Origin of the sequence: Streptomyces tagetis (assembly GCF_018069565.1) — a bacterium.
GTDB classification, from domain to species: domain Bacteria; phylum Actinomycetota; class Actinomycetes; order Streptomycetales; family Streptomycetaceae; genus Streptomyces; species Streptomyces tagetis.
Genome location: NZ_JAGPNL010000004.1, coordinates 284,803 through 309,735 on the forward strand (window position 1 = coordinate 284,803; position 24,933 = coordinate 309,735).

The 24,933-nt window shown below is 70.1% G+C and carries 24 protein-coding genes, 1 tRNA gene and 1 pseudogene; 2 read left to right on the top strand and 24 right to left on the bottom strand.

Features of this window, described 5'->3' with window-relative positions; all coding sequences use genetic code 11:
• Positions 1-3 precede the first annotated feature (3 nt).
• From prmC to J5Y05_RS17005, 11 genes are all read right to left on the bottom strand, one after another.
• A complete protein-coding gene (gene prmC, locus J5Y05_RS16955) occupies positions 4-849 on the bottom strand; it encodes a peptide chain release factor N(5)-glutamine methyltransferase (RefSeq protein WP_210873246.1) in 846 nt (281 codons plus the stop codon).
• A gap of 42 nt (positions 850-891) precedes the next feature.
• Positions 892-1,968, bottom strand: coding sequence for a peptide chain release factor 1 (prfA, locus tag J5Y05_RS16960; protein WP_210873248.1), 1,077 nt, complete (start codon positions 1,966-1,968; stop codon positions 892-894).
• Positions 1,969-2,077: 109 nt separating this feature from the next.
• The gene (gene rpmE, locus J5Y05_RS16965; RefSeq protein WP_210873250.1) at positions 2,078-2,302 is read right to left on the bottom strand and encodes a 50S ribosomal protein L31; all 225 of its coding nucleotides are present in this window, start codon (positions 2,300-2,302) and stop codon (positions 2,078-2,080) included.
• A gap of 334 nt (positions 2,303-2,636) precedes the next feature.
• The gene (locus J5Y05_RS16970) at positions 2,637-3,773 is read right to left on the bottom strand and encodes an LCP family protein (protein ID WP_210873252.1); all 1,137 of its coding nucleotides are present in this window, start codon (positions 3,771-3,773) and stop codon (positions 2,637-2,639) included.
• Between the two features lie 361 nt (positions 3,774-4,134).
• On the bottom strand, positions 4,135-6,264 hold the full coding sequence (rho, locus tag J5Y05_RS16975; RefSeq protein WP_210873254.1) for a transcription termination factor Rho: 2,130 nt from the start codon (positions 6,262-6,264) through the stop codon (positions 4,135-4,137).
• 408 nt (positions 6,265-6,672) lie between these two features.
• Positions 6,673-7,590, bottom strand: a complete 918-nt coding sequence (gene thrB / locus J5Y05_RS16980) for a homoserine kinase (protein WP_210873256.1) — start codon at positions 7,588-7,590, stop codon at positions 6,673-6,675.
• A 410-nt stretch (positions 7,591-8,000) separates the two neighbouring features.
• A complete protein-coding gene (thrC, locus tag J5Y05_RS16985) occupies positions 8,001-9,059 on the bottom strand; it encodes a threonine synthase (protein WP_210873258.1) in 1,059 nt (352 codons plus the stop codon).
• A 6-nt stretch (positions 9,060-9,065) separates the two neighbouring features.
• Entirely contained in the window at positions 9,066-10,358 is a 1,293-nt protein-coding gene (locus J5Y05_RS16990; RefSeq protein WP_210873260.1) for a homoserine dehydrogenase, read from the bottom strand.
• Between the two features lie 169 nt (positions 10,359-10,527).
• The gene (lysA, locus tag J5Y05_RS16995) at positions 10,528-11,919 is read right to left on the bottom strand and encodes a diaminopimelate decarboxylase (RefSeq protein ID WP_210873262.1); all 1,392 of its coding nucleotides are present in this window, start codon (positions 11,917-11,919) and stop codon (positions 10,528-10,530) included.
• A 17-nt stretch (positions 11,920-11,936) separates the two neighbouring features.
• Positions 11,937-13,055, bottom strand: a complete 1,119-nt coding sequence (gene nrtL, locus J5Y05_RS17000) for an ArgS-related anticodon-binding protein NrtL (RefSeq protein ID WP_210873265.1) — start codon at positions 13,053-13,055, stop codon at positions 11,937-11,939.
• Positions 13,056-13,333: 278 nt separating this feature from the next.
• Positions 13,334-13,825 (bottom strand): response regulator, encoded by a 492-nt coding sequence (locus tag J5Y05_RS17005; protein WP_307853958.1) that lies wholly within the window; start codon positions 13,823-13,825, stop codon positions 13,334-13,336.
• Positions 13,826-14,007: 182 nt separating this feature from the next.
• On the opposite strand from J5Y05_RS17005, the gene J5Y05_RS17010 reads away from it, so the two are divergent.
• Positions 14,008-14,079 (top strand) — tRNA-Arg (locus tag J5Y05_RS17010).
• Between the two features lie 258 nt (positions 14,080-14,337).
• Here J5Y05_RS17010 and J5Y05_RS17015 read toward each other — a convergent pair.
• The 8 genes and pseudogenes from J5Y05_RS17015 to J5Y05_RS17050 form a co-directional block, all read right to left on the bottom strand.
• Positions 14,338-15,723, bottom strand: a pseudogene (locus J5Y05_RS17015) (tyrosine-type recombinase/integrase).
• Entirely contained in the window at positions 15,720-15,932 is a 213-nt protein-coding gene (locus tag J5Y05_RS17020; protein ID WP_210873267.1) for a helix-turn-helix transcriptional regulator, read from the bottom strand. Before J5Y05_RS17020 ends, J5Y05_RS17015 begins: the two are co-directional and overlap by 4 nt.
• Complete coding sequence (locus J5Y05_RS17025; RefSeq protein WP_210873269.1) at positions 15,922-17,292, bottom strand: replication initiator; 1,371 nt, start codon at positions 17,290-17,292, stop codon at positions 15,922-15,924. The genes J5Y05_RS17020 and J5Y05_RS17025 overlap by 11 nt, the downstream gene beginning before the upstream one ends.
• 137 nt (positions 17,293-17,429) lie before the next feature.
• The gene (locus J5Y05_RS32285) at positions 17,430-17,558 is read right to left on the bottom strand and encodes a hypothetical protein (RefSeq protein WP_281730750.1); all 129 of its coding nucleotides are present in this window, start codon (positions 17,556-17,558) and stop codon (positions 17,430-17,432) included.
• A gap of 104 nt (positions 17,559-17,662) precedes the next feature.
• Complete coding sequence (locus J5Y05_RS17035) at positions 17,663-17,953, bottom strand: hypothetical protein (RefSeq protein ID WP_210873271.1); 291 nt, start codon at positions 17,951-17,953, stop codon at positions 17,663-17,665.
• A gap of 34 nt (positions 17,954-17,987) precedes the next feature.
• On the bottom strand, positions 17,988-18,182 hold the full coding sequence (locus J5Y05_RS17040) for a hypothetical protein (protein ID WP_210873273.1): 195 nt from the start codon (positions 18,180-18,182) through the stop codon (positions 17,988-17,990).
• A gap of 12 nt (positions 18,183-18,194) precedes the next feature.
• The gene (locus J5Y05_RS17045; RefSeq protein WP_210873275.1) at positions 18,195-19,511 is read right to left on the bottom strand and encodes an FtsK/SpoIIIE domain-containing protein; all 1,317 of its coding nucleotides are present in this window, start codon (positions 19,509-19,511) and stop codon (positions 18,195-18,197) included.
• A complete protein-coding gene (locus J5Y05_RS17050; RefSeq protein WP_210873277.1) occupies positions 19,511-19,861 on the bottom strand; it encodes an SCO3933 family regulatory protein in 351 nt (116 codons plus the stop codon). Before J5Y05_RS17050 ends, J5Y05_RS17045 begins: the two co-directional genes overlap by 1 nt.
• Before the next feature lie 214 nt (positions 19,862-20,075).
• On the opposite strand from J5Y05_RS17050, the gene J5Y05_RS17055 reads away from it, so the two are divergent.
• On the top strand, positions 20,076-20,816 hold the full coding sequence (locus J5Y05_RS17055; RefSeq protein WP_210873278.1) for a GntR family transcriptional regulator: 741 nt from the start codon (positions 20,076-20,078) through the stop codon (positions 20,814-20,816).
• A 251-nt stretch (positions 20,817-21,067) separates the two neighbouring features.
• Here J5Y05_RS17055 and J5Y05_RS17060 read toward each other — a convergent pair whose 3' ends face one another.
• The 5 genes from J5Y05_RS17060 to J5Y05_RS17080 all read right to left on the bottom strand — a co-directional run bounded on the left by J5Y05_RS17060 (position 21,068) and on the right by J5Y05_RS17080 (position 24,760).
• Positions 21,068-21,724, bottom strand: coding sequence for an MAE_28990/MAE_18760 family HEPN-like nuclease (locus J5Y05_RS17060; RefSeq protein ID WP_210873280.1), 657 nt, complete (start codon positions 21,722-21,724; stop codon positions 21,068-21,070).
• Positions 21,721-22,824 carry a DUF262 domain-containing protein gene (locus J5Y05_RS17065; protein ID WP_210873282.1) on the bottom strand — a complete coding sequence of 368 codons (1,104 nt, stop codon included), beginning with the start codon at positions 22,822-22,824 and terminating at the stop codon, positions 21,721-21,723. Before J5Y05_RS17065 ends, J5Y05_RS17060 begins: the two co-directional genes overlap by 4 nt.
• A 740-nt stretch (positions 22,825-23,564) precedes the next feature.
• Complete coding sequence (locus tag J5Y05_RS17070; protein ID WP_210873284.1) at positions 23,565-23,885, bottom strand: hypothetical protein; 321 nt, start codon at positions 23,883-23,885, stop codon at positions 23,565-23,567.
• 4 nt (positions 23,886-23,889) lie between these two features.
• Entirely contained in the window at positions 23,890-24,210 is a 321-nt protein-coding gene (locus J5Y05_RS17075) for a hypothetical protein (RefSeq protein WP_210873286.1), read from the bottom strand.
• Positions 24,200-24,760 carry a bifunctional DNA primase/polymerase gene (locus J5Y05_RS17080; protein ID WP_307853959.1) on the bottom strand — a complete coding sequence of 187 codons (561 nt, stop codon included), beginning with the start codon at positions 24,758-24,760 and terminating at the stop codon, positions 24,200-24,202. Before J5Y05_RS17080 ends, J5Y05_RS17075 begins: the two co-directional genes overlap by 11 nt.
• Between the last annotated feature and the right edge of the window lie 173 nt (positions 24,761-24,933).

The following is a 24,933-nucleotide window of genomic DNA, read 5'->3' on the forward strand; positions in this document are numbered from 1 at the left end:
GGCTCACGGCAGCGCCTTGCGGGCGGTGGCGAACCGCGGGCGGTTGTTGAGGTCGGGGTGGTCGGCCGCGTCGGCCCACCCCCGCTCCTCGGTGAAGATCCACGGCACCTGGCCGCCCTGGGTGTCGGCGTGCTCGACGACGACGACCCCGCCGGGGCGCAGCAGGCGGTGGGCGGTGCGTTCCAGGCCCCGGATGAGGTCGAGGCCGTCCTCGCCGGAGAAGAGCGCGAGCTGCGGATCGTGGTCCCGGGCCTCCGGGGCGACGTACTCCCACTCGGTGAGCGGGATGTACGGCGGGTTGGAGATCACCAGGTCGACCTGGCCGTCGAGGTCCGGGAAGGCGGCCAGGGCGTCGCCCTGGCGCAGGTCGACGCGGGAGCCCTCCATGTTCTTGCGGGTCCACACGAGGGCGTCCTCGGACAGCTCCACGGCGTGCACCCGCGAGCGCGGGACCTCCTGGGCGAGCGCGAGCGCGATGGCGCCCGAGCCGGTGCACAGGTCGACGATGCAGGGCTCGACGACGTCCATGGCCCGTACCGCGTCTATGGCCCAGCCGACCACGGACTCGGTCTCGGGACGGGGGACGAAGACGCCGGGGCCGACCTGGAGCTCCAGGTAGCGGAAGTAGGCGCGGCCGGTGATGTGCTGGAGCGGCTCGCGCGCCTCGCGGCGGGCGACGACCTCCCAGTACCGGGCGTCGAAGTCGGCGTCCGGCACGGTGTGCAGCTCACCCCGCTTGACGCCGTGCAGATACGCGGCGAGCTCCTCCGCGTCGGTGCGCGGCGAGGGCACGCCTGCGTCGGCCAGCCGCTGGGTGGCCTGGGCCACCTCCGCGAGCAGCAGGTTCACGCTGGTCCTCCGGGGCTGAGCGGTGTTCCGGTGCTGGGCAGGTTATGCGGCTGCCAGCTTGGCCGCCGAGTCCGCGTCGACGCACGCCTGGATCACGGCGTCGAGATCGCCGTCCAGGACCTGGTCCAGGTTGTACGCCTTGAAGCCGACGCGGTGGTCGGAGATCCGGTTCTCCGGGTAGTTGTACGTGCGGATCTTCTCGGACCGGTCGACGGTGCGGACCTGGCTGCGGCGGGCGTCGGCGGCCTTGCTCTCCGCCTCCTCCTGCGCCGCGGCGAGCAGCCTCGAACGCAGGATGCGCAGCGCCTGCTCCTTGTTCTGGAGCTGGCTCTTCTCGTTCTGGCAGGAGGCGACGACCCCGGTGGGCAGGTGCGTGATGCGCACGGCGGAGTCGGTGGTGTTGACGGACTGGCCGCCGGGTCCGGAGGAGCGGTAGACGTCGATGCGCAGATCGTTGGGGTTGATCTCGACGTCGATCTCCTCGGCCTCGGGCGTGACCAGCACACCGGCGGCGGAGGTGTGGATGCGGCCCTGGGACTCGGTCGCGGGCACGCGCTGCACCCGGTGCACGCCGCCCTCGTACTTCAGCCGCGCCCACACGCCCTGTCCGGGCTCGGTGGCGCCCTGGCCGCCCTTGGTCTTCACGGCGACCTGGACGTCCTTGTAGCCGCCCAGCTCGGACTCGGTGGCGTCGATGATCTCGGTCTTCCAGCCGACCCGCTCGGCGTAGCGCAGGTACATGCGCAGCAGGTCGCCGGCGAAGAGGGCGGATTCGTCGCCGCCCGCCCCGGCCTTGATCTCCAGGATGACGTCCTTGTCGTCGCTGGGGTCGCGGGGGACGAGCAGCAGGCGGAGCTTCTCCGTCAGCTCCTCGCCGCTCTGCTCCAGCTCCTTGACCTCGGCGGCGAAGTCCGGGTCGTCGGCGGCCAGTTCGCGTGCGGTCCCGAGGTCGTCGCCCGTCTGCCTCCAGGAGCGGTACGTGGCGACGATCGGGGTCAGCTCGGCGTAGCGCTTGTTCAGCTTGCGCGCGTTGGCCTGGTCGGCGTGGACCGACGGATCGGCGAGCCGTTTCTCCAGGTCGGCGTGTTCGGCGACGAGTTCCTCGACGGCCTCGAACATCTTGGGCTCCTGCGGTGCGTACGAAGGTGAAGGGCGGGCGACCAAAAACGCCGGTCCCGGCGGCCCCCCGGCTGGGGGACGCGGCCGTGGACCGGCGGTTGGAGGCTCGCTACTTCTTGGAGCCGGCGGACGCCTTGCCGAAGCGGGCCTCGAAGCGGGCGACGCGGCCACCGGTGTCGAGGATCTTCTGCTTGCCCGTGTAGAACGGGTGGCACTCGGAGCAGACCTCGGCGCGCACGGTGCCGGACGGGATGGTGCTCCGGGTCGTGAACGACGCGCCACAGGTGCAGCTCACCTGCGTCTCGACGTACTCGGGGTGGATGTCACGCTTCACGGTGTCTCCTTGGATCAAGAGGGCGCCGGGTCGCTGCCGCGGGATGCGGAGGCGTGAACCGGAGCCGACGGACCAGTCTGCCAGGACTGGGGCCCTCTCCCAAAACCGGGGGGTGGGGCCCGGTATTCCGCGGGGCGCCGGCGCTTCGGTGGCGGGCGGGCACGGCGCCCGCGCGCGGCGTGCGGCGCTCCGGCCCGGCGTGCGGCGCCCCGGCGTGGTCCGTGGCGCTTCCCGGGCGCCCGGCGGCCTCGCGGGCGCCTGAGGCGGCCGTCAGGGGCCGCCAAGGGGCGTCAAGGGGCGGTGCCGGCCTCGTCAGGGGGCCGCGTGGGCCTCGTCAAGGGGCGGTGCCGGCCTCCGGGCCGCCGACCACGCCGTCGGCCTCGCCGTCGGCGGTGCCCTCGACGGCGCCGGGCGGGACGGCCCGGTCGTCCTTCAGCGCGTCCCACACCTGCCGGGCCTTGGCCTTCTCGACCAGGACCCGGTTGCCGTCGGCGGGGTCGTAGACGACGGGCATGGTGACCATCCGCAGCCTGGCCGCGTCGACGTCCCTGAGGCCGGCGGCGAAGGACATCAGGGAGTTGACCGAGCCCAGGCCCGAGTCGGTGGTCACGCTCTTGGTGGCGGTGTCGGCGAGGTCGTAGAGCTTCTTGGGGTTGCCGAGCAGGCCGACGTCCTGGACCTGGGCCGCCAGGGCCTTGACGAAGGACTGCTGGAGCTGGATGCGGCCGAGGTCGCTGCCGTCGCCGACGCCGTGCCGGGTGCGGACCAGGCCGAGGGCCTGCCGGCCGTCGAGGGTGTGGGTGCCGGCCGTGAGGTCGAGGTGGCTCTCGGGGTCCCGGATGTCCCGGGCGGTGGTGACCCGGACGCCGCCGAGGGCGTCGACGAGCCGCTGGAAACCGCTGAAGTCGATCTCCAGGTAGTGGTCCATGCGCAGCCCGGACAGGGACTCGACGGTCTTGACGGCGCAGGCGGCGCCCCCGGTGGCGTACGCGGAGTTGAACATCACGTCGGTGGCGGCGGGGTGGTCGCGGCCGTCGGGGCCGGTGCACTCGGGGCGGTCGACGAGGGTGTCGCGCGGGATGGAGACCACGGCGGCCCTGCGGTGGTCCCGGTAGAGGTGCACGACCATCGCCGTGTCGGAGCGGGAGGTGCCGTCGTCCCGGCCGCCGCCCAGCTCGCGGTTGCCGCCGGAGCGGCTGTCGGAGCCGAGGACGAGGAGGTTCCGGGAGCCGCCGGCGCCCTTCTCCGGCCGGTCGCCGCCGAGGATGGCGTCGATGTCGACGCTGCGCAGGTTGCCGTTGAGCTTGAGGTACAGGACCGTCGCGCCGGTGCCGCCGAGGAGCAGGACGCCGGCCGCGATCCAGGCCGTGACGAGCAGCGCCTTGCGTCGCGGGCCGCGGCGTCGGCGCGGCCCGCCGGGGCGGGGGTCGCGGGGTATGCCGGGCTCCGGTGGCGTGCTCTCGGCGGACATGCGCTCCTCGGTTCTGGTCCGGTCGGCCGCCTCCTGCGCTCGGAGCCGGCCGCGGTCCGGCCGGATTCCGACCGGTTTCGCCCTATCGTCCCCCGACCGGCCGGACGGAGAAAGCGGAAGGGGGCCGGCCCGGACCCGACGGTCACCCTCGCCCGCCCCTCCGGCACGGAGCGTGACGGCGCGGGGACCGCGCACGGCCCGGCGCCGCCCTCCCGCTTCACCCGAAGGTGTCAGCGGGTTCGCGCTCCGTGACGCGGGCCCGTACGGGGAGACAGGCTCGTACAGGGAGACAGGCCCGTACGGGGAGACGCGAAGGGCCGCCCCCTTGCGGGAGCGGCCCTTTCGCCGTGGAAGACCGGACTCAGTCGCCGTTGCCCGGCGTCGGGGTCGTCTTCTGGATCTGCATCAGGAACTCGACGTTCGACTTGGTCTGCTTCATCTTGTCGAGGAGCAGTTCGATCGCCTGCTGCTGGTCGAGGGCGTGCAGCACCCGGCGCAGCTTCCAGACGACGGCCAGCTCCTCGTTGCCGAGCAGGATCTCCTCCTTGCGGGTGCCGGACGCGTCCACGTCCACCGCCGGGAAGATGCGCTTGTCGGCGAGCTTCCGGTCGAGCTTGAGCTCCATGTTGCCGGTGCCCTTGAACTCCTCGAAGATCACCTCGTCCATGCGGGACCCGGTGTCCACCAGGGCGGTGGCGAGGATGGTCAGCGAACCGCCGTCCTCGATGTTGCGGGCCGCGCCGAAGAAGCGCTTCGGCGGGTACAGGGCGGTCGAGTCGACACCACCGGACAGGATGCGGCCGGAGGCCGGGGCGGCGAGGTTGTACGCACGGCCCAGACGCGTGATCGAGTCGAGCAGCACGACGACGTCGTGGCCCAGCTCCACCAGCCGCTTGGCGCGCTCGATGGCGAGCTCGGCGACCGTGGTGTGGTCCTCGGCGGGACGGTCGAAGGTCGAGGAGATGACCTCGCCCTTCACCGACCGCTGCATGTCGGTGACCTCTTCCGGACGCTCGTCGACGAGGACGACCATCAGGTGGCACTCGGGGTTGTTGTGGGTGATCGCGTTGGCGACCGCCTGCATGATCATGGTCTTGCCGGTCTTCGGCGGGGCCACGATCAGACCGCGCTGGCCCTTGCCGATGGGCGAGACCAGGTCGATGATCCGGGTGGTCAGCACGCCCGGGTCCGTCTCCAGGCGGAGGCGGTCCTGCGGGTACAGCGGCGTCAGCTTGTTGAACTCCGGGCGTCCGCGGCCGTGTTCGGGGGCCATGCCGTTGACGGAGTCCAGGCGCACCAGCGCGTTGAACTTCTCGCGGCGCTCGCCCTCCTTCGGCTGGCGCACGGCTCCGGTGAGGTGGTCGCCCTTGCGCAGGCCGTTCTTGCGGACCTGGGCGAGGGAGACGTACACGTCGTTCGGGCCGGGCAGGTAGCCCGAGGTGCGGATGAAGGCGTAGTTGTCGAGGATGTCGAGGATGCCCGCGACCGGGATCAGGACGTCGTCCTCGGTGATCTGCGGCTCCTGGACCTCGTCGCGCCCGCGGCGGCCCCGGCGGTCGCGGTAGCGCCCGCGGCGCCCGCGGCGCCCGCCGTCGTCGTCGTAGCCGTCGTCGTGCTGCTGACGGTCCTGACGCTCCTGGCGGTCCTGGCGCTCCTGGCGGTCCTGACGGCCACCGCCGCCCTGCTGCTGCTGGCGCTGCGGTCCGCCGCTCTGGCTCTGCTGCTGGTCGTCGCCCTTGCCGCGGCGGTCGCGGTCGCGCTCGCGTCCACGGTCCCGGCCGCGGTCGCGCCGGCGGCCCTCGCCGCCGTCCGCGTCGCCGTGGTGGCTCGGGGACTGCTGGGAGTGCTGCTGGCCGGACGTCTCCGTCTTCGGCTCCGTCCGGGTCTCGGCGACCGCCGTCTCGGTGGCGGTGGAGGGGCTGCCCGCGTCGGCGGTGGCACGGCGCCGGCGGCGCTCGGCCGGGGCGTCGTCGCCGGCCGGCTGCTCGGCGGCCGTGGCCTTCGGCGAGGGCTGGCCGGGGATGTCGATCTGCTGCTGCGCGGCCGGCCGGCCGGCGTCGTCGGTCTTCTTCTCGGCCTTCGCGGCCTTCTCCGCACCGTCGGCCTTGGCCGGCTTGTCGGCGGCCTTCTCGGCCTTGTCGGCCTTCTCGGCGGCGGGCGTCTCGTCGCCCGTACGGGTGCGGGAGGTGGTGCGACGCTTCGGCTTGGTCTCGCCGGCCTCGTCGGCGGCGGGCGCCGCCTTGGCGGGGGCACCCCCCGCGGCCTGCGCCTCCTTGATGACCTCGATCAACTGGCTCTTGCGCATACGCGCGGTGCCCCTGATACCGAGGCCGGATGCGACCTGTTGCAGCTCGGCCAGCACCATGCCCTCAAGGCCGGTACCGCGGCGCCGCCGGGAGCCGGCACCGGTGGCAGGCGCGGAAGCGTCCGTGGCGGGCGCGGCAGCGGTCTCCTCGACACGTGCGCCCATCAGATCGGTGGTGTCGCTCACGAAGGGTCCTTCCCTGGAGCGGACGTCGGCCTGTCTGGCTCGGCGACCGGTTGTGCTGTCCGGCTTCGGTCCTTGCTGTGTGAACCGTGCCGGGGCGGTGGTCCGCCTGAACGGCGGAAGAGATATCTGGTGATGGCGCTACCTCGTGCCGTGGCACCCAGGATCGGTGTCACGCGGCGTGGTCGCACCGGTTCCGAAGCGTGCCCGTGGAACCGCTCGGTGTCCGTGGCGGCCGTACTGGTGGCGTACGGCGTTCACCGCACGAGGCGGCCGGGGGGGCTTCCGGAAGAATGTCTGTCCCGGACGGGGACACGAGGCACCTCGCCATGGTGGGGTCGGGTGCAGACTTGAGGTTAACACTACCGGATACAGCAAACATTCCCCCTCTCCTCATCCGGCAACCGTGTGTCAGGTCCCGAGCGGGAGCACGCTGGCCCCGCGCTGGTCCAGGCTCAGCCGGTTCGCGGCCCAGTCCTCGCCGGCCAGCGCCTCGACCTTGTCGGCCGTGTCGGCGTCGGCCAGTGCCATCACCGTCGGCCCGGCGCCCGAGATGACCGCGGGTACGCCGTCCGCGCGCAGCCGCTCCACCAGCGCCGCGCTCTCCGGCATCGCCGGGGCCCGGTACTCCTGGTGGAGACGGTCCTCGGTGGCCGGCAGCAGCAGTTCGGGGCGCCTGGTCAGCGCCTCGACGAGCAGTGCGGCCCGGCCCGCGTTGGCGGCGGCGTCGACGTGCGGCACGGTGCGCGGCAGCAGACCGCGCGCCGTCTCCGTCAGAACCGGCTTCCCCGGTACGAAAACCACCGGAACGATGGAATCGGCGGGCTCCATCCTGATCGCGCGCGCCGCGCCGGAATCCATCCACGAGACGGTGAACCCGCCCAGCAGACAGGCCGCGACGTTGTCCGGGTGGCCCTCGATCTCGGTGGCGAGGTCCAGCATCGCGGCGTCGTCGAGGCGGGACTCGGCGCCTATGGTCACCGCCCGCGCGGCGACGATGCCGGCGCAGATGGCGGCGGAGGAGGAGCCCAGCCCGCGGCCGTGCGGGATGCGGTTGGCGCAGACGATCTCCAGTCCGCGCGGCTGTCCGCCCAGCAGGTCGAAGGCGGTGCGCAGGGTGCGGACGAGCAGGTGTTTCTCGTCGCGCGGCAGTGTCTCGCCGCCCTCACCGGCGATGTCGATGTGCAGCCCGGAGTCGGCCACCCGGACGACCACGTCGTCGTACAAGCCCAGTGCCAGGCCGAGGGCGTCGAAGCCCGGACCGAGGTTGGCGCTGGTGGCGGGGACGCGCACCCGGACGGCGGCGGCGCGGAACGCTGGACCGGCCATCTCTCGATGACTCTCCTTGAGCTGCGTGATGGTCGAAATCGTCGAATGACAGGGGATGACGTACAGAACCGGGGGCGCCGCCGCTGCCTGCCGAACGGGCGGCCTCCCGGGCCACCCGCACGTGCTGTGCGACCGCGGAGACGACGCGGTACCGCGGCATATGCGGCGGGCGGGTTCGGTACAGCCTATCGAAGGAAGGTTCTGTGGCGACATAGGGCGCACAGGAGGCGCACGATGCGTGTCGCAAGCCCCCTGTGCACCCCCTGTGAAGGTCATTCCCGGGTGAGCGGCACTTACGCCCGTTTACGCCGGTGGGACGGCGCCGCGATCGCACCGTTTACGCCGGTGGGACGGCGCCGCCGTCGCTCCGGGAGCGGGCGCGCGCCGCCCCACGGGCGGGCGGCCGGTGCTCAGCCGAGACCGAGGCGCTCGGCGGCGGCAGCCGCGTCGACCGGCACGGTGACCGGCTGCGGGGCGCCGGCGACGGCCCAGTCGGGGTCCTTGAGCCCGTTGCCGGTGACGGTGCACACGATCCGCTGCCCCGGGTCGACCTTGCCCTGCTCGGCCGCCTTCAGCAGACCGGCCACCGAGGCGGCGGAGGCGGGCTCGACGAAGACGCCCTCCTGCGAGGCCAACAGCCGGTAGGCGCGCAGGATCTCACGGTCCGTCACCTCGTCGATGGCGCCACCGGACTCGTCCCGGGCGGCCAGCGCGTACTGCCAGGAGGCCGGGTTGCCGATGCGGATGGCGGTGGCGATGGTCGACGGGTCCTTCACCACCTCGCCGCGCACGATCGGGGCGCTGCCGGATGCCTGGAAGCCCCACATGCGGGGCGTCCTGGAGGAGACCCCGTCGGCGGCGTACTCCTTGTAACCCTTCCAGTACGCGGTGATGTTGCCCGCGTTGCCCACCGGCAGGACGTGGATGTCGGGGGCGTCGCCGAGCATGTCCACGATCTCGAAGGCGGCCGTCTTCTGGCCCTCGATCCGTACCGGGTTGACCGAATTGACCAGCGCCACGGGGTAGTTGTCGCTGAGCGCGCGGGCCAGCGTGAGGCAGTCGTCGAAGTTGCCGTCGACCTGGAGGATCTTCGCGCCGTGCACGAGGGCCTGGCCCATCTTGCCGAGCGCGATCTTGCCCTGGGGCACCAGGACGGCGGAGACCATCCCGGCCCGCACCCCGTACGCGGCGGCCGAGGCCGAGGTGTTGCCGGTGGAGGCGCAGATGACGGCCTGCGCGCCCTCCTCCTTGGCCTTGCTGATGGCCATGGTCATCCCGCGGTCCTTGAAGGAACCGGTCGGGTTCGCGCCCTCCACCTTGAGGTGGACCTCGCAGCCCGTGCGCTCGGAGAGCACCTGCGCGGGCACGAGCGGCGTGCCGCCCTCGCGGAGCGTCACGACCGGCGTGCTGTCGGAGACCGGCAGCCTGTCCCGGTACTCCTCGATGATTCCGCGCCACTGGTGGGTCATTGCTGGTTACTCTCCTTCAACCCGCATGATGCTGGCGACACCCCGCACGGTGTCGAGCTTGCGCAGCGCCTCGACGGTACCGCCGAGGGCGGCGTCGGACGCGCGGTGCGTGATGACGACGAGGGATGCCTCGCCGTCCTTGCCCTGCTGGCGGACGGTGTCGATGGAGACCCCGTGCTCCGCGAACACGGTCGCCACCTGGGCGAGCACGCCCGGCTTGTCGGCGACGTCGAGGCTGATGTGGTAGCGCGTGACGACCTCGCCCATCGGCGAGACGGGCAGGGCCGCGTAGGCGGACTCGCCGGGGCCCCGCGCGCCGCTGAGCCGGTTACGGCAGACGGCGACGATGTCGCCGAGGACCGCGGAGGCGGTCGGGGCGCCGCCGGCGCCGGGACCGTAGAACATGAGCTGGCCGGCCGCGTCGGACTCGACGAACACCGCGTTGTAGGCGCCGCGGACGCCCGCCAGCGGGTGGCCGAGCGGGATCATCGCCGGGTGCACGCGCGCGGTGACGGAGGCGCCGTCCGCGGCCCGCTCGCAGATGGCGAGCAGTTTGATGGTGCAGCCCATCTCCTTGGCGGAGGCGAAGTCCGCCGCGGTGACCTCGGTCATGCCCTCGCGGTGCACGTCGTCGAGGCGGACCCGGGTGTGGAAGGCGATCCCGGCGAGGATCGCGGCCTTGGCGGCGGCGTCGAAGCCCTCGACGTCGGCGGTCGGGTCGGCCTCCGCGTACCCGAGCGCGGTGGCCTCGTCCAGCGCCTCCTGGTAGCCGGCGCCGGTGGAGTCCATCTTGTCGAGGATGAAGTTGGTGGTGCCGTTGACGATGCCGAGCACCCGGTTGACCTTGTCGCCGGCGAGCGACTCGCGCAGCGGGCGGATCAGCGGGATGGCGCCGGCCACGGCGGCCTCGTAGTAGAGGTCCCGGCCGTGCTCGTCGGCCGCCGCGTGCAGGGCGGCGCCGTCCTGGGCGATGAGCGCCTTGTTGGCCGAGACGACGGAGGCACCGTGCTCGAAGGCGGTGGTGATGAGGGCGCGGGCGGGCTCGATGCCGCCGATGACCTCGACGACGACGTCGAGGTCGCCGCGCTTGACCAGGGCGGTGGCGTCGGTGGTGACGAGGTCCGGGTCGATGCCCTCGCGGACCTTGTCCGGCCTGCGCACGGCGACGCCGACCAGCTCGACGGGGGCGCCGATCCGGGCGGCGAGGTCGTCGGCGTGCGTCGTCATGATGCGCGCCACCTCTGAGCCGACCACTCCACAGCCCAGCAGCGCCACCTTCAGCGGACGCGTACGCATCATCCGACCTCGTTTCCTCATACCGTCTGCGGTTGGACCAGTCTCACTCAACGGACGGGATTTTCGGCCTTTCGTCCGGATCGTGAGACATTTATTTCATTTCCCGGGGTGGGGGCGGAGATCCTGCGCGGAGCGGCCCGGCGCTCGCGCACCGGGCCGCCCGTCGCGCGGCTCACCCGACGTCGAGGCGCAGGAGGTCCTCCTCCGTCTCGCGGCGGACGATCACCCGCGCCTCGCCGTCGCGCACCGCGACGACCGGCGGGCGCGGCACGTGGTTGTAGTTGCTCGCCATGGAGCGGCAGTACGCCCCCGTGGCGGGTACGGCGATGAGGTCGCCCGGCGCCAGATCGGCCGGCAGGAAGGCGTCCTTGACCACGATGTCGCCGCTCTCGCAGTGCTTGCCGACCACGCGCACGAGCATCGGCTCGGCGTCGGAGACCCGGGAGGCCAGCGCGACGCTGTACTCGGCGTCGTAGAGCGCGGTGCGGATGTTGTCCGACATGCCGCCGTCGACGGAGACGTAGGTGCGCAGCCCGTCGAGGGGCTTGACGGTGCCGACCTCGTAGAGCGTGAAGGCGGTGGGGCCGGCGATGGCGCGGCCGGGCTCGACCGAGATCCGCGGCGCGCGCAGCCGGGCCGACTCGCACTCGCGGGTGACGATCTCGGTGAGCGCCTTGGCGATCTCGTGCGGCTCGCGCGGGTCGTCGTCGCTGGTGTACGCGATGCCGAGGCCGCCGCCGAGGTCGATCTCGGGCAGTTCGACGCCGTGCTCGTCGCGGACGTCCTTGAGCAGGCCGACGACCCGGTGGGCGGCGACCTCGAAGCCGGACATGTCGAAGATCTGCGAGCCGATGTGGGAGTGGATGCCGATCAGCTCGATGCCGTCGAGCTGGAGCGCGCGCCGCACCGCCTCGGCGGCCTGCCCGCCGGCCAGCGGGATGCCGAACTTCTGGTCCTCGTGGGCGGTGGCGATGAACTCGTGGGTGTGGGCCTCGACGCCGACGGTGACGCGGATCTGGACCCGCTGGCGCACACCCAGCTCCCGCGCGATGTGGGCGACACGGACGATCTCCTGGAAGGAGTCGAGCACGATCCGCCCGACCCCGGCCTCGACCGCCCGGCGGATCTCCTCGGGCGACTTGTTGTTGCCGTGCAGGGCGATGCGCTCGGCGGGCATCCCGGCGGAGAGCGCGGTGGCGAGTTCCCCGCCGGAGCACACGTCGAGGTTGAGCCCCTCCTCGTCCAGCCAGCGCACGACCGCCCGGGACAGGAACGCCTTCCCCGCGTAGAACACGTCGGCGTCGGGCCCGAAGGCGGTCCGCCAGGCGCGGGCGCGGGCCCGGAAGTCGGCCTCGTCGAGCACGTAGGCGGGGGTGCCGTGCTCCTCGGCGAGCCGGGTCACGGGGATGCCGCCGACGGTGACCGCGCCGTCCTCGTCCCGGCCGACGGTCTGCGCCCAGACCTTGGGGTCGAGGGCGTTCAGGTCGGCGGGCGGGAAGGCGGAGCGGCCCTCGGGCAGGACGTCGGCGTGGCGGGGCCCGGCGGGGTGTGCGGAACGGCTCATTGCTGCGGTGGCTCTCTTCAGAGGTGGTCGGGTGCGTCGATGCCGAGCAGGGACAGGCCGCCGGCCAGCACCGTCCCGGCGGCTTCGGCGAGCGCGAGCCGGGTCCGGTGGGCGGCCGAGGGTTTCTCCGCGCCGCGCGGGAGCACCGTCGCCAGGAACGGCAGCGTGACGTCGGCGACGGTGACGAGATGCCGGGCGAGCCGGTCGGGCGCCCGCTGCGCGGCGGCTGCGGCGAGCAGACGGGGGTGGTCGGCGAGGGGGGTGAGGAGGGTGGGGCTGATGGGGCTGGTGTTGTGGCCGGGGGCCGGAGCGGTGAGGGCGTCCGGGTCGGCGGTGAAGCCCAGGTCGGCGGCGTTGCGGGCGAGGGCGCGGGTGCGGGCGTGGGTGTAACGGACCCGGAAGAGGGGGTTGCGCTCGTGCTGGACGAGGTGCTCGCGGCGCTGCTCTTCGTCGAGGTGGGGCCGGTCGTGGGGGGCGGGGTGGAGCAGGGCCCAGCGCCCCGCGGTACGGCCGAGGCCGGTGAGGCCGCTGAGGCGGGCGGGGTCGTCGGAGGCCGCCGGCACGGGCCGGACGAGGGTGACGTCGGGGCCTTCGGGCGGCGGGCCGACCGCGTCCACGTGAACGCCGAGCACCTGGCTCCAGCCGGCCTCGGGCGGGGCGTCGCAGCTCGTGCGGACGACGGCGCCCTGGGAACGCAGGAGGCGGGCGGTGGCGTCCAGGACGACGAGGGCGCGGGGCTCGGGGGCGCAGTGCAGGCGCGGGGTGGGGGCGTGACCGGCGGTGGGGTCGTGGTCGCGGTGGCCGTAGCGCGGGCCGAGGGCCAGGATCTGCCGGACGAGGTCGGCGGGGGCGGTGCGGTGGAGGCTGATGTTGAGGAACCCGGGCCCGGTGAGGACGACGTCGGCGACGTGATCGGCGTCGAGGAGATAGGGCCGGAGCACTTCGGCGACGTACCGGGGAGTGCGCCCGGCGGGCCGCGCGAGCTGGAGCGCGATGGTGGTGGCGTAGTCGCCACACCCCCCGGGGCCCGGCGGGGCGACGACGGCCCGCTCGGGAACGCCCACCGCGAGCTGCCCCGCGTCGACGGCACGCCGCACCGCGTGGAGGACGGTGCGGGAGAGCTCGACAGGGGTCACGGCTCAAGCGTAGGCGAGGAGGGGGGTGGGTAGGCGAACGGGTTTGAAGACATCCCGAGATGTGGACGCGACAACCTCACGCCCCCCATCCCGCACCCGAAACCGAGCCCCCCGACCCGACCGGAACCACCCGACCACCACGGGACGACCACGGGATGACCACATGGCGTACCGAGAGCCACCCATGGCCCCCGCTAGCCACCCCTGACCACCCCTGACCACCACTGACCACCACTGACCACCACTGACCACCACTGACCACCACTGACCACCGATGATCAACCGGCGGGCTCGGCGTGCGCGGTGGACCCACTCTCCCCCACCCCACCGAACCCACCGTGGCGATATCGCACGGCTCCCCCACCCCCTTCGGTCGGCCTCCGCCCGCCGCGGGACTTCCACGCGACCAACTGCCGTACGAGACCGACCAGTTCGGCGGGCTCGAACGGCTTGGGCAGGAAGGCGTCGGCGCCGGCGGCGAAACCGGCGTCCACCTCACACTGGGTACAGGCACTGACGATGGCGAGCGGAAGCTCACGGGTGCGCGGGTCGGCCCGGAGCCGGGCAGCGGTACCGATCCCGTCGAGCCGGGGCATGACGACATCCAGCGTCACGGCATCGGGGCACACCTGATGGACGACTTCCAGACACTCGGCACCATCGGCCGCGGTCACGACCTCGAAGCCCTCAAGCTCGAGGTTGACCCTGATCAACTGCCGGATGACCTTGTTGTCGTCCACAACGAGAATCCGGCCAGACGCCCTTGGCACAACTCGAGAGTAGGTCGACACCGGCCACCGCGTCCGGGTTTTCCCCACTTCCACCCCGTGCGGGGGACATCGAACCAGGACGCTGACGCCCCCGTCGACGCACGGAAACCCGTTCATGACCACCCCGGCGAAGCTGGTAGTGTTCTACCCGTCGCCGCGAGCAACACCACCGCGACCGACACGCCCCCGTAGCTCAGGGGATAGAGCAACGGCCTCCGGAGCCGTGTGCGCAGGTTCGAATCCTGCCGGGGGCACCTTGCACAAGGTGCCCAAAGACCCCGTCACCAGCGAAAACGCTGAGGCCGGGGTCTTCGCGTATGCGCAGTCGGACACCGCCGGAAGCAGCCGTTAGCCAGTGATCACGTTGCAACAGCGTGTTGATCTTGAGTGGCTCCGCAGCAGGTCAGCACGGGTTCCGAAGACCCTCAGCGTAGCTCTGTGGACTATGCGTGGACGGGCCGGAAGCCCCGGATCTCTCCGGGACTTCCGGCCCGTCGGTCGTGGGGCTGTCTTCAGTTCTCGGTGTCGTCCTCCCCCAGCCCTTGCATGATCCGGTCGTTCATCTCCTGTTCCTGGCCGTCGATGCACTTGGCGTAGATCTTCAGGAGCACGTCCACGGAGTGGCCGGCCCGCGCGGCGACCTCCGGGGCGGGCACACCCGAGTTGAGCCACTGGGAGACACCCGCGTGCCGGAGGTCGTACGGCCGGAACGCGAGGACCGAGGACACCTGATCGGGGACGAGCGCCAGTTCCCGAGCCTGCTTCCAAGCGCGGGAGTACGACGACGCGGCGATCACGTTGCCCCGCTCGCTGGAGAACAGCCGACCGTCCTCCGCCGTGCCGAACTCGTCCAGGTGCTCACGGAGCAGCCTCACGAGCGGGGGCGGAATCGGCACGGTGCGTACCTCTCCCTGGGCCCGTTGCTTCAGACCCCGCCGGTCGTGCGCCTCACCGGAGTCGGTCCACGCCTTCCCGGCCGTGGGGCGGGTCTCCGCCAGCTCGATACGGCCCCAGCCCTGTGCCGGAAGTGTGCAGTCGGAGCGACGAAGCCCAAATGCCTCCCCCGGCCGTATGGCCGCGTAGTACAGGCACCCGAAGAAGGCCCGCAGCCGCCGGCCACTGGCCCGTTCGTAGCCACCCACGTAGGTGAGCGCGGTCAGCAGCTCCCGAGCCTGCCGCGGGTTGACCACCACCCGGCGGTCGACCTCCTGCACCGCCCGCTTGCCCCGCTTGCGCCGGACGCGGCTCAGTGGGTTGGAGGTGAGGTGTTCCAGCTCCACCGCGAACTCCAGGGCGTTGAAGACGACAGCCCGCCGACGCCGGTAGGTCTGCGTCGCCGCGGGCTTGCCGTCCAGCCTCCGGCTCAATCCGTCGATCAGCTCGTGTACGCAGGTGATCTCTTGCAGCTCTCCGACCGGAAGCGACGCCCTTTCGATCCACCGCACGGCAGAGGCGATCTCCTCCGGCCGCTCCCTCTCCCTGCGCGGCACGGGCAGAACGTACGAGCGCAGCGCCCGCCGCAGCACCTCTGGAGCGGGCCGCCCCCGTCCCGGTTTGACCAGGACGGGAACGACCGTCGCCAAGGCGTCCGTCATGCTGTCCCGCTGCTTGGCAGACGCCTCCGCCCACCGAGCATCGACGTACTTGATCGCCAGGTCCAGGAAGGACAGCGCCGCCTTACCGCCCCGCAGGGAGTCGGGCAGCCCGGTCACGGTGTCGAACGGCTCGCCCTTGTCTAGCGCCCGGTCGAGCTTCGCGCGGAAGCGGTCCGCCAGCGCCTTGGTCTTGTGCGACTCGCTGAAGGGCTGGCCGTCGACCACCCAGCGCACCAGGTAGGTCGGTTTCTTGGTGGTCTTGTTGACCTAGAGCTTCCACACGGAAGCCTTGTAGGACTTCACGGCGCCGCCCCTTCCGCCCGTTCCTCCAACCACTCGTCGAGCACGTCACGCCGGACCCGCAGCTCGCCGTTCGGAAGGCGGATACAGGCCGGGGCGATCCGCAGTTCCCGCCAGCGATAGAAGGTGCGCCGGGAAATGCCGCCCAGTTCGTCGAGCACCTGCCGCACGGTGAGCAGTTCGGTTGCCTTCGTACGGGTGTCACGCGCCATGGCGACCACCGCTCTCCCGTACCGAGGCCGCCAGGAGCGCCGCTTCCGGTGAGTAGCCCCGCCCCGCGTAACGCCACTGACCGACCGTGACCGTGGAGCGCTCCGGCAGACCGAAGGCGTCCCGCTGCTGCTCCGCGCGATGGTCGGCACGGGCCTGCCGGAGGGCGGTCAGCGTGGTCGAGTAGCGGCACGACTTGGTGGAGAAGTGGCCGCCGTACCCGAGCATGTGGGCCCAGCGCCGCAGTCCGAGCGGGGCGAACTCCGGCAGGCCGCCGAGCCACCAACACGTACTGATCATGCGCAGCACGTGAGCGCGTACCGGAAGCATGACCATGTCCCGTGCGTGGTGGATCCGGCCGTCCACGGCGCCGGCGGACTCCGCACCCTTGGTGGCGTACTTGGCGATGTAACCCGCCACGGCCGCCGCGGAGGCAGGCCGCTCCCCCGCTGTCCGCCCGTTCAAGGTGACCGGCCGTACGTCAACCTGCGTGCCGAAGCACAGGACCCTCGGCCCGACGACCTCCGAGCCGGGAGCGGTCAGCCGCACCCTCCCGACCACAGCCCGCACGGAGTCGACGAGGAGCGGCACCTTGGCCCAGCCGGGCGGGTGCGAGTCGGGTCCGTCCGGGCCGTCGAGGCGGATCACTGCATGGAAGTGGACCAGGCCCCGCCGCTGATACTCGGCGACCTTCGCGTACGAGAGCCGGGCGACCTCCCCGAACTCCGTACGCGTCAGGCCGGCCCGCCGGGCGACCTCACGCCTCAGCTCCAGACCGAACCGGTGCCAGAGCCGACCGGCGAACGCATGCCAGAGGACGGCCCCCACGTAGTCGTAGCAGCGCGGGCAGAGTGGTTCGCCGAGACGGGGGTCATCTGCCGGGTGCCGTTCCCGGCATCCGGCCGGTGTCCCGTGCGGGCAGTGGTCATCCACCCTCCGAGGCCGGCAGGGCGGCACGCGCCCGTCACGCTCGCGGCGCGTGTGAACCGATCCGAAGCAGGGGGCGGTGAGCGTGGCGAACACCCGCGGGTGACCGCTCACCGCCTCGGGAACGCTCTTGCCCCCGACGAGCCCGGCCCGGACGAGTTGGTACGTGTCCGCCCGGTACAGGGCCGAGCAGGTCGGGCAGACCGTCGCCCGCCGGTTGCCGCACGCGGTGAGCAGGCGACCGCCGTAGGCATCCGATCCGTAGGAGAGCAGAGCAGCACCGGTCGTCGTGTCGTAGACGGTGGCCGCGCCGACCAGGTGAATCGGGTTGGTGCAGCCGCCGAGGCGGACGATGTTCCGGCGCCAGGCGGCGAAACCCGGGTCCGAGGCTCTGGCGACAAGCGCCGAGACACTCCGCGGAAGAGCTGTGGTCATCGCTGACCACTTCCTTTGCCGCCGTCGCCGAACGCCTGCCCCATCACGGCCGAGATGCCCTCCGGCCGTGTCTTGGCGCTGAAGCGTAGCGTCGGGTCAGTGAGCCAGAGGGCGGCGGCGTGCGCGGGGCACAGCCACTACTCGGTTCCGTCGAGTTCGACGAGGACGATCTGTTCCCGTCCGGCGCAGGTCGGGACCTGCGCGTCACGCTGCCTGAGGTCGCAGGCGAGCGGCGGGGATTTGCGCGGACGATGCGCGGTGGACAAAGTGTGAGTGCTCCTTTCACTGCTCACGTGGCGGATGGAGTGGGTTCCTGACGGGGTCGGGTTTGGCGACTTCGCGCCCCGTCGGGAGCCCGTCGTACGGGCGGTCATTGCCGCTCCTCGGGAGGAACCCCGACGACGCCGTACGAGATCGGTCCGAAGTCGCGGCGGGCGCCGAAGTAGCCCCGGCCGATGTCCTCCGCCGGCACACTGAGCGGAGCGGCGACGGACTGCACGCCGTCGAGGCGCGCTGCGGAGTCGGTGGCGTCGACCAGGACGACGAGGGACGCGTGACGCGGTACGACCACGTCCGGATGGGCGGTCAGGAAGTCGATCAGCTCCCGCAGGCCGGCCAGGAAGGCGGCTCGGTCACCGGAGCGGATGACGTGGTTGGACACAGGGAGTCCCCTTGTCGGTCGTTTGGTGGGGTGGTCAGAAGCGGAGTTGGCCGAGGAAGCCGTTCACTCCGTCGAGGAGGGCCTGAACCACGGGCGCTGCCACGGTCCGGGCGAGCAGGAAGCCGAAGGCTCCGCAGAGCAGCGCGTCGGCCCACCTGAGGTACCGGATGCGCAGGAGGAACCAGATCGGCAGGCCGAGCAGCAGAACGGCCGACATGGACACCAGCACGGCAAGCCCCTCTCACGGTTCGACGTGCAGTTCGGTCAGGACGGGAGTCAGGTGCGCGTACTCGGCGGCCACGGTTTCCGCGTCCGCTTCCGTGATCAGGTGGGACCGGGCGCGCTCCCAGCCGTCGCCGGAGGCGAGGACGGCGGTACCGGCCTGCTCCGGAGCGATGGCCTGCGCCGCTTTCAGCGCGTCGGGATTGAGGTCGCCGAGCGCCATCTCTGCGGTACCGGGGTCGGCCACGCGGTGGCACACCCGGCCGCCCAGTTGCGCCCGCAGAGCCGTGACACCGGGCCCGAGGTCGGAGCCGACACGTTGGCCGGCCACGACGAGGAACACCCCGAGCGCCGCACCGAGTTGGGCAAGCCGGATCAGCGCCGTACCGGCCGCGTGCGCTTCGTCCTTCTCGTTCCGGCTGGCCACGAGGAAGAGTTCCGCGATCTCGTCGACGATCACGACGACGGGGACCGGGCGTTCCTTGTCGGGCAGACCCCAGATGTTCCGGACGCGGGCCGCCCGGCAGAGGGACATCCGGTCGAGGGTCAGGTCAACGAGGGCAGTCAGCAGCCGCACTGCTTGCTCTCGGTTCGTCGCGAGGGCGGACAGCCGAGGCTCGTAGAGGGACAGTTCCATGCCGCCCTTGCAGTCGATGCCGACCAGGGCGACGGGCTGCGGCGCGAGGCCCGCCACGAGGGCGTTGATCAGCGTCGACTTTCCCGAGCGCGTGGCCCCGACGATCAGCCAGTGAGGGACGCGCCGCAGGTCGACCACCCACGCGGCCCCGGTCTCCAGGGCACCCACGGTCACCCGGAACAGATGGCCAGGCCCTCGCTGCTTCGGCACCTGCGGGTCGGCCAGCGGGTCGACCGCCGACGCGACGATTCGTACGACCCCCGGTTTCCAGGAGGTCACCCGCACCGCGTGCACCTGCCAGCTCTCCGCCATGGCAGGGGCCGCTTTGACGAAGTGCTCTGGCACTTGACCCGGCAGCAGCCTCACGAGCAGGACGAAGCCGCCGGAGGTCGGGCGTATGAGCCCCCGGCGAGGCACCCGCGGCTGAGGCGGAGGCGCCCCCTTGCCGACGAGCCCGGACACCACGGTCAACGCCGGCCGACGGCTCACGGCGAGCCCGCAGCCCGCCATCAGGGGCCGCCAGGTCTGCACGACCCGGAGGGCCACGGCCGGGAAGCCGCATAACAACCACCAGGCACCGGGATAGCGGCGGCGCAGGGCCGGGCCCGCCAGAAGCAGACCCGGCACCAGCACGGCTGCCACCACCAGAACCCAACTCGGCCACGTCACGTCGACCGAAGTAGCGGAGGCCAGTTTCATCACTGCCCGGCCCCCTTGCTCGCCGAGGTGACGGGAGCGCTCAGGGGCCGGATCTCCGCCGCGCGGAACGCGATCCCGTGCCGCCCGTCGTTCTCCCACGGCATGGCGACCAGGTCCCGCACGGCCACGGGCATGCCGAGCTGCACACCGGCCGGCTCACCGGCCACGCTCACGTTCACGACGTCAGCCGATGTCCCCGCCATCAGGCAGAGACCGACCTGGTACACCGTCTTGCCGGTCTCACGGTCGACGCGAAGCTGACCGGTCTCACGGTTGGCAACCCGCGGCGCCGGGGGGACTGCGCAGATGATCCCCGTGTACTTCGCGGTGTCGATCGGAAGGCTTGCCACAGTTCGGTTCTCCTCATCACTTGGGCACCCGAAAGGATATCCTTCGGATTGCTAGACCACCCGTACTACGGGTAACCCAGACAAGGCTGCCCACCCGTAGTACGGGTTGTCAACCGCCTTGTGATGAGAGAGGCTGTGCGTCCACGTCCACGAACGTGGACAAGCCATCCACGCGGACGGCCAGCAGCAGAAGGAACGGCCACGGAGGGCCCGCATGCCGCGGAAGAACATGCAGCCGAAGTACCGGCAAATCGCCGACTACCTGCGCGAAGGCATCCTTGACGGCACCTTCCCCTCCGGCCAACCCCTGCCCTCCGAGGAGGCGTTGGCGAAACAGTTCGGCGTGACGCGCCCCACGGTCCGCCAGGGCTTGAGTGAGCTACGGGCTTCCGGTCTCGTCGAGGCCATCATGGGCCGCGGAACCTTCGCCCGCTCTCCGCACAGCCGGCCCAGTCACACGCGCCCGCGGGGCGTACGCCGAGCACCTGACGGCCGGTACATCGAGGCCGACGGCATCCGCTGGACCGACGCCGAGCCACCGGTAGCCACCCGCACCGACGCCCCGCTTGCCCTCGCGGACCTACTCCGCATCCCGCCAGGCGAGCCCATGTTCACGTACGACGCATTGCAGACGGCAGACCACGGCCACCTCCGCCAGCTCCACCGGACGTACATCCCGTTCTCAGTACTGATCGACACCAAGTACGAGGACGAGGCCCCGCCGCCGGCCCCGGACCTCTACGCAGCGCTTGCCGACCTGGGCCACGAACTCCACTTCACGGAGTACGTCCGCACCCGCATGCCCCTCCCGGACCAGGCCCAGGCCCTCCGTCTCGCGGATGGAGTTCCGCTGCTGCACGTCATCCGCGTGACCCTCACAGAGCCTGACAGGCCCCTCGCCCTAGAGGAGTTCCACCTTCCGGGCGACGAGCTGGAACTGTCGTTCCGGCTGTAGCACAGCCGAGTTGGCTCAGATTTTCTCTACGTCATCAAGGCGGCTCGCTCCGCTCCCCGAGCGCAGGCCCGGCCCCCGGCCGGGCCTGCGCTCCTGTCTCCGCCCCACTCCGACGCACGCTCCGGACGGCGCCGCATAACGACTGCACGCCGCCCCTGGGCCTGACGTGAGGGCGAGGAGATAGCCGTGGAGGACCCGGCCTTTGACCCGCACTGCGTGCCCTAATTTGCGGGGCCGAAACGGTAAACGGGCTACTGCATGAATGCTCCGTCTACCACAGCGGTCTTCAACTGATCCGCATAGGTGTCGATGAGCTTAAGAGCACCCTTGACCCGATCCTCGACATCCAAGGCGTCAAAACTTACGAGTTCCCCGTGAGCCACTTGATTTCGAGCGTAAACGAGCCGTTGATCAATGAAGGCACTGCGCATTTCGTACAGTGGAAGTACGTCCAGCCCGACCCCTTGAACGATCTCCATGAACACTTTGGATGAGAGATTACTCTCTGTGTCCACGCATCTATCGGGAGATATGGAGAAGATTTCCCCTCGCCGCCGATCGATCTCCTCCAAGAGTTCACCAAGATGGCGGGACTTGCCGCTTTGGGTAGCACGCTTGAAGGCGGAAGAGACATAGGCAGCCTGGAATGGAAACTTCAAGTCGGAGACTTTTATTTTGGCACCATTAATATACTTGACGTACGCACCACTGCCCTGCTTAACAAATCCCTCCCAATGGGCATAGGTGAGCACGATGGCGGACCGAGCAAAGCAGCTAAGCCGAGCAGGGTCGGGATTCTCCTCTCTGACCATAAGGAGCAGGTTCGACAGCTCCACCTTCCTGTGAGCCAACTGTCGATCGATTGCTTCGACGAATTTTGACGAATCCAAGGCGGCCGCCCCACTCACGCAGAGAAGAGTTGACGCCCATAAGGAATTGTCTTCTTCATTCGCTGATCAGCCCTCATACCAGTGGCGAAACCTGGAGAGAACTGAGCGTCACTCCACAAACTTCGCCGAGCATCACGTACCTGGTCAACCGTGAAATCACCTTGCGGCAAGTAGAAGCCGAGCCCGAGAGCCAGAACCTCGAAGGCTGTAGAGGAGAAGGCGCCTTCGGTACGGTCGCGATCAGGGTTCCACTTACGCATTGCATCCGGCCCCAGCGCAGCGTTTAGCAAGGTGAAACAAGACTCAAATGCCTCTTGTTCACCGCGGAGTTCGGAATAAGACTTCTCAGTGAAAGGAAGAATCTCCCCCGAGAGGAAGTCACCAATATTCCCAATGGATGAGATTCTCCGCTCAGGGAGCCTTCGCAGCGTGACGAACCTGAGAGCCAATTCAAGATGATACTGCTCGTCAATCAGCCTGCCAGGAAGGTTCAACACCCTCTGGAAAGCATCAGAGGATGCGATATCCTGAAGCCAATCGAAATGGGTTCTACTCAGGCTCACCAGCAAACAGTTGCGTAGCTCCTGCGGCGTCGCAATGCTACCCAACGAGTTCAGACGTTGGAACAAGTCGTACTTCGCGCGCTTATCACTCTCCCGCTTGATGATTTTAATGTCAACGCGTGAGCGCTTGAAATCAAGCTGTTGCGGGCGGGTCAATGCCCCTTTAGCCCCCTCCGTCGGCTCATACGTCATTCCCTCCAGGCTGGACAAAAAGGGAGCAGATCCGCATACGAGCGGCGGCACGAGATCGTCTTCTTCGTCTCGAAGGATTCCCATGAACTGGAAGATGGTGGAGAGTCGCTGGACGCCATCAACCACATCCCAGATGCCATTCTCACTCTGGGCCACAAATATACTAGGAAGTGGAATCCCCAGAAGGATGCTTTCGATTAGCTGAGTGCGCTGAAGGTCGGACCACCGAAAAATCCTCTGAAATTCCGGATGGATATCGATCTCGCCATCCTTGTAGAGGTTGGCGATTTCACTGATCGACATCGGATAAGAATCGGTGGTAATCCTCTGCCGATAGACTGCGAGCTCAGATTCCAGTGTCATTCGTCGATGTTAGCATTGGGCTGGCCTCGCAGACATGAATGACCAAAGTTCCCCTTCGCGTCCAACACCAGCACCGTCAAGGGGTATGCCCTCCCTTGCTGAGTGTTCAGGCGAGCGGTCTGGGCGGCCGACGGGGGCTGGGGGTCGGCGTCAGCTCCAGTCGTCGGGCGGCGCACATACAGCGCTCGATGCCAGGAAAAAGGCGCCACTGACCTTGCCTAGCTAGCCCGCGAGCCTCCAACACCTAACTCTCATCGGGCCGGCCGTCGCGTCTGGCTCTGATCGACGAGACAAACCGATAGCGCGGCTGAGACCGGTGGGGGTGCAGCGAGGCATACGCGCGCGTGGTCGGGTGGCGCACCCGCCGTCGTGGCTGACTGTCGTCGGCTGAGGTCCGTGCCACAACCGTGCCAGATGCAGGGGGCAGTCACGGTCAACACCAGTGCCGGGCGGTCGAGTAGCTCCTCGCTTCCTCGACCGGCGAAGCCGCAGCTCAGCTCGCAGATCACCCAGCCTCTCTCCTAATGCGGTAGTCACGCATACCTGCGGCCTGCCGTTCGTCCGGGCTGCGGCGCTGGGGCGCCGGTCCCGGCCGAGCGGCAGGCCGAGGGACGTATCAAAGGGCGCCAGGACTGCGACGAGCCCCTTGAGGCAGTGCCAGGGCACAGTGCCGCAAGGGGCCAGATCGTCTGATCGCGGGGCTGCGTTCGGATCGCGCCTACATACGTCCGAGGAGCGGCTCAGGCCGCAGGTGCTTCCCGCCGGGTGGTCGTAGAGGGTTCGGCTGCCGTGTCACGTCGCTCAGCTTCCAGTCCTACCGTGATCAGCTTTGCCAGTAGTCCCGCTGCCTCAGGGCGAACGGTACCGAGTTGTACCAGGCCGTCACCGAAGACGTTCACGTCGGCGACCAGACCGGGGAAGTCGGTGTCCAGTCCGAGTAGCACCAGCTCATCGGCCAGAGTGCCGGCGCTTCGTCGGGCGCGGTTCCAGCCGCGGACGTACGGCACACCGGGTGAGAGATCTTCCGCGCGCCGGGCCACCACTCCTCGCCGGTCGGTCATGACGTCAGTCCCTTTCCTCGTGTTCGTTGGTAGCAGCCGGCGTGTGCCCAAGGTCCTCACGGTTCACCCGGAAGCCGCTTGCGAGCGCCAGGCGCAGGAGTTCCGCGAGGCGTTCAGCCGTGTCGGGGGACACTCGACCCAGCTCGACGAGACCGTGTCCGAAGGCGTTCAGGTCCGCCCGCAGGTAGGGGAAGTCCTTCTCCAGGCCCGCGCGGACGAGGGCGTCTCGTAGTGCAGTGGTCGCGTTGCGGGCCGCGTACCATCCGTCGCTGTCGAGGGGCGACCAAGTGGCAGCGTCGTGCCCGCTGGTCGGCTCACCCTGCATGGGTGGTCGGCTCCTCGGAGAGCGCAGCGACTGCCGCGTACGGAGTCGGGTACTGCTCGTCGAAGCGGTCGAGCCTCGCCAGGAGTTCCGCGGAAGCCACCAGCGCAGTCGCCATGGCGACCGGTCGCAACGGGTTGGCCTCCGGTCGGCGCATCGGTGCGCGGAGCCACTGGTAGCGGTCACCGGACAACGAGATCAGGCCGGGCACGACGACGGCACACCCTTGGCCGAGGTACCGGTAGGCCGGCGGGGAGGAGGTCTCTCGTGCGAGGTAGTGCGTGAACGGCTCGCGGCTCTTCGAGCCGAGGAAGAAGCCGACGCGCTGCGCCTTGCGGTCGATGACCGAGGGTCCGAACGGCAGGCCGCTGCGCGAGAGCCGGTCGAACATCTCGAGTCCGAGGCGCTGTTCCACGCTCACCACGTCGAAGAAGCGGCCGGTTGCCAGCAGGCAGGGCGTTCGCGGGTCGTCCGCCCACATCTCCCGGCACGCCGCCGGATCATCCGCCGCCGCAGACAGCCACTCGATGCCCCGCCTGGTCATCCTCTGCACGTCGTCTCACCCTCAGTAGGACTACGGTGCGGCCCTGGTGCCGCTGTGCGTCCAGATTCGTGGACCAACCCTTGACCTGGGCAGATGACGAGAGGTGACGGGGGATGACGCAGGCGGGCATGACGCGTCACCCCCTGTCCTCCCCGTTCCTCGCAGACGTTCCCTGTTACTGC